This is a genomic window from Rickettsiales endosymbiont of Trichoplax sp. H2 (assembly GCF_009690945.1).
Taxonomy (GTDB): domain Bacteria; phylum Pseudomonadota; class Alphaproteobacteria; order Rickettsiales; family Midichloriaceae; genus Aquirickettsia; species Aquirickettsia rohweri.
On record NZ_NPHZ01000002.1, the window covers coordinates 126023 to 133692 of the forward strand.

Here is a 7670-nt window from a genome sequence, read left to right on the forward strand (position 1 = left end):
TCTGTACGATATTATATTTTAAAATTTAATTCATCAATAAATTTAAATGCTTTTTCAAGAAGATAGTATTATCAAAAAAGATCCAATAAAAAATAACACTCCATTCACAGTAACTGAAATATCATTAATTATAAAGCAATACATTGAAAGCTCATTTCAAAATATTGAAATTAAAGGTGAAGTATCTGGAATTAAAATTGCAAGTTCTGGACATATTTATTTTTCATTAAAAGATGAAAATGCAGTTTTAAATGCAATATGCTGGAGATATATTGCTACTAAGTTACCAATTCAATTAGAAGACGGCATGGAAATTATCTGCGAAGGCAACATTAGTACTTATCCAGGAAGGTCAAATTATCAAATAATAATAAAGAATATTAAATTAGCTGGTGAAGGTATACTGCTTGCAAAGCTTGAAGAAATAAGAAAAAAATTGACTATAGAAGGAATATTTGATGAAAAATATAAAAAACGATTACCAAAAATTCCACAAAAAATTGCTATTGTTACATCACTTCAGGGTGCCGTTATTCGAGATATTATACATAGATTAAAAGATAGATTTCCAATAAAAACCCTAATATGGGATGTTATTGTTCAAGGTAATGAAGCTGCAGGATATATAGTAGAAGCAATTGAAGGTCTGAATAATTTACCAAAAAATATCTCTTCACCAGATATAATAATTGTGGCTAGAGGCGGAGGATCAATTGAAGATTTATGGCCTTTTAATGAAGAAATAGTTGTACGCGCTGTTTTTAATTCTACAATTCCAATAATATCAGCAATTGGTCATGAAAGCGATACAACTTTAATTGATTTAGTAGCAGATAAAAGAGCTCCAACTCCAACAGCTGCAGCTGAATTAATTACACCAGATAAATCTCAAATTATTGATAAATTAAATAAATTTAAAATAACTTTAAATAATATTTTACCAAATCTTATAAATTATAAGTCAACACTTTTAAAAAGCCTATTAACAAATTTAAGTAGCACTACCAACTATCTTGAAAATTTAAGAAATAAGTTTAAAAATTTTAATGTATTACTAGATGTTAAGTTTAATTCTCTATATAAACTTTATAACTGGAAATTAACTTCTTTAAAATTATCTTCCTTAAATTTACATCGCTTAATAATTACTAACCAAGATAAATTAAGCAATTCAGTTTGGCGTATTAACGAACTCTACAAAAATAAATTAAATAAAATGTCTGATAATTTATTATCAAATAAAAAATTATTAATATCATATAACCATAAAAATATTTTAAAGCGTGGATTTTCTCTTATTAGAGATTATAAAAATAATAAATTAATTAAATCTTGTAATGAGTTAAAAAAAGATAAATTAATTAAAATTGAACTATATGATGGAATAATTCATGGCCAATTAAAAAGTGTTCAAAATAAAAAAAACAGAGCTTTATTAGAAGATAAAACTAAAATAAAAACTCAAAATAAATTACCTTTTTCACTTGAATAAATTATTTTTTAGATTTATGGTTTAAATTAGTTTTGAAAGTGGCTTGATGAAAAATATTATTGAATTATTAAATAAGTGTCTTTTTTACAGAATTAACAAATTAAGCTTTAGTAATATTATAGTTTGTTTATTGATCATGCTTACAACATTACCTATGAGCTATAGTACAGATAACAGTATATACACAACATTATCTAATCAAATCGCATTAAATGATGAGTTAAGTATAACAGCTAATAACATGTCTAATGCAAACACATCTGGTTTTAAAAGAGATATACAAATAATGTCAAGTTATACTTCTAAAGATAAAATTGATAATTTAAAAATGCCTGATGATATAGCATCAATACCTGACTTTACTGCAGGTAGCCTAAAACAAACTAATAATCCTTTTAATATTGCTATTAATGGAGACGGTTTTTTTATGATTGAAACTCAGAATGGCATATCTTATTCAAGAAATGGTAATTTTTTAATTAATAATGAGGGAATTTTAATTGACCAACAAGGTAATTATGTTTTATCTGATGGTGGTGACCAAATAGCAATACCCCTACAAAACTCCAATGTGTTTATTAATAAAAATGGTAATATATATTCATCTAATGAACTAATAGGAGTTATTGGCGTGTATAACTTCTCTGATCTAAAATTTCTAAGAAAATCTGGTAATGGTTATTTTAATACAACACTTGAACCAATTCCGTCAGAAAATTTTCAATTACTTCAAGGGTTTTTAGAAGAATCTAATTCAAAGCCTATAATAGAAACTACAAAATTGATTGATTTACAAAAAAAATTTTCAATGAGTTCGAATTTAATTAGTGATGTATATACCATGCAAAGAAATTCATTTAGATTAATTAGTAAATAAACGGAGAGATATTATGTCTAACTTTAGAGCCTTAAATATTGCAGCTACAGGGATGTCAGCACAACAAAAAAGGGTAGATACTGCAGCAAATAACTTAGCTAACTCAAATACACCTGGATTTAAAAAAAGTATTGCTGAATTTAATGAACTTCCTTACCAAACTGAAAGAGCAGCTGGAACCGGCAATCAGACTGAGGGTGAATATTATTCTCAAGGCATTCAATATGGAACTGGTGTTGGTATAGGAGCAACATCAATAAATTTTGCTCCAGGAGAGGGCATTGAACGATCTAAAGATAGCTTAAGTCTTCAAATAATTGATAATACTGGAAATAACTTTTTTGTTGTTAATCTTCCTAACGGAGAACAAGCATATACTAGAAATGGTCAATTTAAACTAGATAATGAGGGCAGAATAATTACAGCAAACGGGTATATTGTTGATCCTGAAGTCAACGTGTCACCAGATGTAAAAGATACAATTAAAATTACTGAAAAAGGAGAAATACAAGTTAAATTACTCGGTGATGAAAATACCGCTGCCCCTAATGTATTAGGTAGAATTAATTTAGCTAAGTTTATCAATCCTCAAGGACTCGAACAAATAGGGAATTCATTATTTAAAGCTACAAATTCTTCTGGAGATCCCATTGAAGGCAATCCATTTGAAGGAGATTTTGCAGGCGTTCAAATTAAACAAGGTTCTTTAGAAGCATCAAATACAAATACGCTAACAACAATGACTGATTTAATAAAATCACAACAGGTATATTCTATGAATTCCAAAGTAATACAAACGTCAGAAAAGATGCTAGATGATGTAGTTAGGATAAAAAGCTAATAATTTTATAATACTTAAATGAAATATTTTTTTACTTATTTTTTAATTATATTTTTATCAATTCATAAATGTTGGTCTATTACATTTGATGAATTAAAAAATTTAGTTGTTTCTGAAATTCAAAAAAAAGTAAAATATCAAAATATTAAGATAAAAATTTCTACTCATAGTAACTTAATTAACAAAAATAATATAATTTTTAATAATTTAACAATTTCTGGTAAAGAAAAATTCATTGCATATGTATCTTTAAACAATAAACAATACAAATTGCATGGAGTATACTATAAATACTTAAGAGTGCCAGTAGCAAAAAACATGATAATACAAGGAAAAGTAATTGATGAAAATGATATTATGATGAATGATGTAAACACAAATTCATTAAAGTCAAGCATTGTGATTGATAAAGATCAGCTAATTGGGATGGTTACAAAAAGAAATATTAGCCAAAGTGGAACATTTAAATCAAATGATATAAAACAGCTAACAGTAATTGCTAAGGGTGACTTAATAACATTACTCTTTCTAAGAAATAATTTAGAAATAAAAACAACTGGCACTGCTTTAGATTCTGGAGGAATAGGAAATATAATAAAAGTAAAAGTACATGATACAAATAAGATTGTAATAGGTAAAATAATAAATTCATCAATAGTAGAAATAAGAAAAAATGACTAATAAACTAAATAAACCAGTTAAATATATTTATTTTTTATTAATCATTAGTATAACTTTTAACCTAACCGGATGTACATCAATGTTTAATCAACTTCAAAATGTTGGAAAGCCACCAAAAATAAATAAAGTTAACATTTACGATAAAAAAAATCTAAATGAGTATTATCCTAAGAGCACTCAAAACCAAGAAGAATCATCATCTAGCAATTCTCTTTGGACACCCAATTCTAAAACTTTCTTTTTTAGAGAAAGAAAAGCCAAAGATGTTGGAGATATTCTAAAAATCAAAATAGTAATAGAAGATAAAGCTAAATTAAATAACAAAACAACTAAAAAGAAAAAAAGTGATAAAGGTATGGGTCTACCTAATTTCTTTGGCTTAGAGAAACCTATTAAGAATAAAATACCTGCTAATCCAGATAATTTAATTGGCCTAAATTCTAAATCTGATAGTTCTGGAGATGGAGAAATTGATAGAAAAGAAACAATTAAAACCAATATAGCTGCAACTATAATTAGGATATTACCAAATGGTAACTTTTTAATTAAAGGGTCTCAAGAAATACGTGTTAATTTTGAATTAAAAGAGATTACTGTTACCGGTATTGTAAGACCTGAAGATATTGGCAGTGATAATTCAGTTGATTTAGACCAAATTGCAGAAGCTAGAGTATCATATGGAGGAAGAGGACAAATAACTCAAATTCAGCAAGATCCTTATGGAAAACAAATTCTTGACATAATATCACCATTTTAAGTATTATTGTACTTAATTTTATATTCTTATGTAGTTGAAAGTCTTTTTAAAAATTCTATTATTGTTTGCTTTATTTGAATTTGCATTACTCAACATAAATGCAAATTCAAAACCTGTTGATATTACTCCATCAATTTTAAAATCCTCAAATTATGCAAGCATAGTAATAAACTCTAGAACTGGAAAAGTTCTTTTTTCTAAGAATGCTGATCAAAAAAGATATCCTGCTTCTCTTACAAAAATGATGACACTTTATTTAACATTTGATGCTTTAAAGAATAAAAAACTGTATCCACTCAAAAAACTTAAAGTGTCAAAATATGCTTCAGAACAACCAAAGAGTAACATTGATTTAAAAGCAGGTAATAAAATTACTGTACGAAAAGCAATCCATGCAATAATAGTAAAATCTGCTAATGATGCTGCAGTAGTACTCGGTGAATCAGTTGCTGGAAATAGAAAAAAATTTATAAATCTAATGAATAAAACAGCAAAAAAACTGGGCATGAATGACACCAGTTTTCAAAATGCCCATGGATTGCATCATGAAAAACAATATACGACTGCAAGAGATATGGCAAAATTAGCAATAGCACTTAAAAAAGATTTTCCAAAATATTATCATCTTTTTTCAATGACATCTTTTAAATATAGGGGAAAAGAAATACATGGTCATAACAGAGTATTGCAAAGATATGAATGGATAGACGGCTTAAAAACAGGCTATATAAATGCATCAGGATTTAATCTTGCAACTTCAGCAAAAAAACCAGAAGGTAATTTAGTTGCAATTATTATGGGCGGTCAAACTGCAAGAATTAGAGATGATCACATGGTTAATTTACTTGATAATGCATACGCAAGACTAAGTATTAGAGGAAAAGTTAAAAGTAAAAAAAGTTCTAAAACTCAATTACTTAATTCCAAAAAAGATGTTTTTCAATATGCTTCAACTGAATCACAAAAAATTACTAATACAACTGATAAACTATGTTGGGATGTTTTAGAAATCCATTAAATAATTCACATAATGAGCAACATTAGGTTATATATAGAAAGCCCAATTCTCCATTTAGTAGAAATTCCTTTGAATAAGCCCAATTTGAATTACTTATTAAATGTTATGAGAATTAAAGATGAAGAAACTATTAAAGCGTTTAATATTTTTTCAGGAGAATGGATTTGTAAAGTCAAAATTAAAAACAAAAACCTAGCAACATTATTGCCCACAAAACAAATTAGTACTTCACAAAATAAAGCAAACGTAATCTTAGCTTTTTCACTTTTAAAGCGTCAAAATAATCACTTAGTTATTCAAAAAGCTACTGAACTAAATGTAAAAGAGATTTATCCTATTATCACTGATAGAACTATTGTTAAAAATACTAATTTAAATAAGCTTTCTTTAGTTGCAAAAGAAGCTGCAGAACAATGTGGAAGACTTGATATCCCCATAATTCATAATATATTAAATCTAGACATACTCCTCAAAGAAGTTAATATGAAAAACTTTGTTGTATGTAATAAAAATCAACATTCTATAAATATTTTAGACTTGAATAAAAAAATTGATTATACACAGGATACTTTAGTATTAATTGGTCCTGAGGGAGGATTTTCTACAAATGATATTAGTTTGTTAAAAAATACTAATGCAACTTTTGTCAATTTGGGAAATTATACACTACGTGCAGAAACAGCAATTATTACTTCAATATTTAGCATTCAAAATTTATATAACTACCAATAATGTCAAATCTAAAAATAAAGAAAATTTATATAAATAAATTTTTACTAGGTAAATTAGCCAATATTACAGTTTCACATGAAAAAATTAGATAAAAAAATCTTTTTAAAATCTCAATTATTAACAAAACTAGGAGTTGAACATGGATTTTTCACTAGAAATGGTGGTATTAGCTCTGATGAATATAAAAGTTTAAATTGCAAGTTTAACTGTTCAGATAAAACTGAAAATGTAGAAAACAACCTTATCACAGTAACTAAATTATTTAATTCAAACATAAAAAACTTAACAAAATTAATACAAATTCATTCTAATAAAATAATTATTGCTAACAATTCTATCAACAAAATAGAAGGAGATGCGATTATAAGCAATAAAAAGGGTAACTTACTAGGGGTTATTACAGCTGATTGTGTCCCAATATTAATATGGGAAAAGGTAAATGGAATTGTAGTTGCAATTCACGCTGGTTGGAAGGGTGCATTATCAGGTGTTATTGAAAATGCAATTAATAGCTTAAAAAAATATGAAGCATATGAATTTTACGCTGCAATTGGACCATGCATAAGACAACATAACTACGAAATAGACAAAAAATTTTATGATTTATTTGTGAATAACAATCCTTTAAATAAAAACTATTTCATAAATTCTACTAATAAAAATAGATTCTTATTCGATTTACCAAAATATTGTTATGACAAACTTATCAAATGCAATGCCAGTGAAGTAGATGATTTACAAATAGACACATATTCTAACCCAAATAACTTTTTTAGTTGTAGAAGAGCTTTTCATAACAATCAAAAACACTTCGGTTGCCAAATATCTGTTATAAAATTATAAAATTATTTATTTTGTATAAAAATCTCATCCTTCTTTTTTTCAAAAGGTCTGCCATCGTAGAACAACTCTATCTTTGAAATTTTGCCATTGGTAAAATCTAGTAAACCAGCAGATCGTAAATTAAGGTTGAGTGTAGAAAATAAAAAATCGTAGACAAACATAACTTGGTTACCACTTAAGAACTTAGAACGTATATTAATCTCCGTTAATATTTTACTCAAGTTATTGGCCGCAAGAACTACACTTTCTTTCCCTCTCATTTCAGCAAGCGGTCCAATAAAATGGACATTGTCATGTAGGTAACTTCCCATGGAATCAAAATCTTTAGCAAGCATAGCTCTATAATAGCTTTCAGCTAAATGTACAATATTTTCATTTTTAATATTTATTGTACTCATATAAATACCCATTAATTTTGTTCGCTGTTCT

General features: G+C 26.8%; 9 protein-coding genes. 8 read left to right on the forward strand and 1 reads right to left on the reverse strand.

From position 1 onward, the window contains the following. Positions 1-46: 46 nt before the first annotated feature. The 8 genes from xseA to pgeF all read left to right on the forward strand — a co-directional run bounded on the left by xseA (position 47) and on the right by pgeF (position 7241). Positions 47-1492 (forward strand): exodeoxyribonuclease VII large subunit, encoded by a 1446-nt coding sequence (gene xseA / locus h2es_RS02720; RefSeq protein WP_154511189.1) that lies wholly within the window; start codon positions 47-49, stop codon positions 1490-1492. A 46-nt stretch (positions 1493-1538) separates the two neighbouring features. Beyond that, the gene (locus h2es_RS02725; protein ID WP_154511191.1) at positions 1539-2369 is read left to right on the forward strand and encodes a flagellar hook-basal body complex protein; all 831 of its coding nucleotides are present in this window, start codon (positions 1539-1541) and stop codon (positions 2367-2369) included. Between the two features lie 13 nt (positions 2370-2382). Continuing rightward, positions 2383-3210, forward strand: coding sequence for a flagellar hook-basal body protein (locus h2es_RS02730; RefSeq protein ID WP_154511193.1), 828 nt, complete (start codon positions 2383-2385; stop codon positions 3208-3210). An 18-nt stretch (positions 3211-3228) separates the two neighbouring features. Next, positions 3229-3891 carry a flagellar basal body P-ring formation chaperone FlgA gene (gene flgA, locus h2es_RS02735; protein ID WP_154511195.1) on the forward strand — a complete coding sequence of 221 codons (663 nt, stop codon included), beginning with the start codon at positions 3229-3231 and terminating at the stop codon, positions 3889-3891. Further along, entirely contained in the window at positions 3884-4648 is a 765-nt protein-coding gene (flgH, locus tag h2es_RS02740; RefSeq protein WP_154511197.1) for a flagellar basal body L-ring protein FlgH, read from the forward strand. Before flgA ends, flgH begins: the two co-directional genes overlap by 8 nt. Positions 4649-4709: 61 nt before the next feature. After that, on the forward strand, positions 4710-5666 hold the full coding sequence (locus h2es_RS02745) for a D-alanyl-D-alanine carboxypeptidase family protein (RefSeq protein ID WP_195909960.1): 957 nt from the start codon (positions 4710-4712) through the stop codon (positions 5664-5666). A gap of 12 nt (positions 5667-5678) precedes the next feature. Continuing rightward, the gene (locus tag h2es_RS02750) at positions 5679-6398 is read left to right on the forward strand and encodes an RsmE family RNA methyltransferase (RefSeq protein ID WP_154511201.1); all 720 of its coding nucleotides are present in this window, start codon (positions 5679-5681) and stop codon (positions 6396-6398) included. A 75-nt stretch (positions 6399-6473) separates the two neighbouring features. Continuing rightward, on the forward strand, positions 6474-7241 hold the full coding sequence (gene pgeF / locus h2es_RS02755; protein WP_154511203.1) for a peptidoglycan editing factor PgeF: 768 nt from the start codon (positions 6474-6476) through the stop codon (positions 7239-7241). A 2-nt stretch (positions 7242-7243) separates the two neighbouring features. On the opposite strand, the gene h2es_RS02760 is transcribed toward pgeF, so the two are convergent. Beyond that, positions 7244-7670, reverse strand: a 427-nt coding sequence (locus tag h2es_RS02760; protein WP_230204245.1) for a nuclear transport factor 2 family protein, incomplete at its 5' end; no start/stop codon positions are given.

Coding starts and splice junctions, on each gene's coding strand:
- h2es_RS02730 (WP_154511193.1), top strand. CDS start 2,383: ATGTCTAACTTTAGAGCCTTAAATATTGCAGCTACAGGGATGTCAGCA.
- h2es_RS02725 (WP_154511191.1), top strand. CDS start 1,539: ATGAAAAATATTATTGAATTATTAAATAAGTGTCTTTTTTACAGAATT.
- h2es_RS02750 (WP_154511201.1), top strand. CDS start 5,679: ATGAGCAACATTAGGTTATATATAGAAAGCCCAATTCTCCATTTAGTA.
- flgA (WP_154511195.1), top strand. CDS start 3,229: ATGAAATATTTTTTTACTTATTTTTTAATTATATTTTTATCAATTCAT.
- xseA (WP_154511189.1), top strand. CDS start 47: ATGCTTTTTCAAGAAGATAGTATTATCAAAAAAGATCCAATAAAAAAT.
- flgH (WP_154511197.1), top strand. CDS start 3,884: ATGACTAATAAACTAAATAAACCAGTTAAATATATTTATTTTTTATTA.
- pgeF (WP_154511203.1), top strand. CDS start 6,474: ATGAAAAAATTAGATAAAAAAATCTTTTTAAAATCTCAATTATTAACA.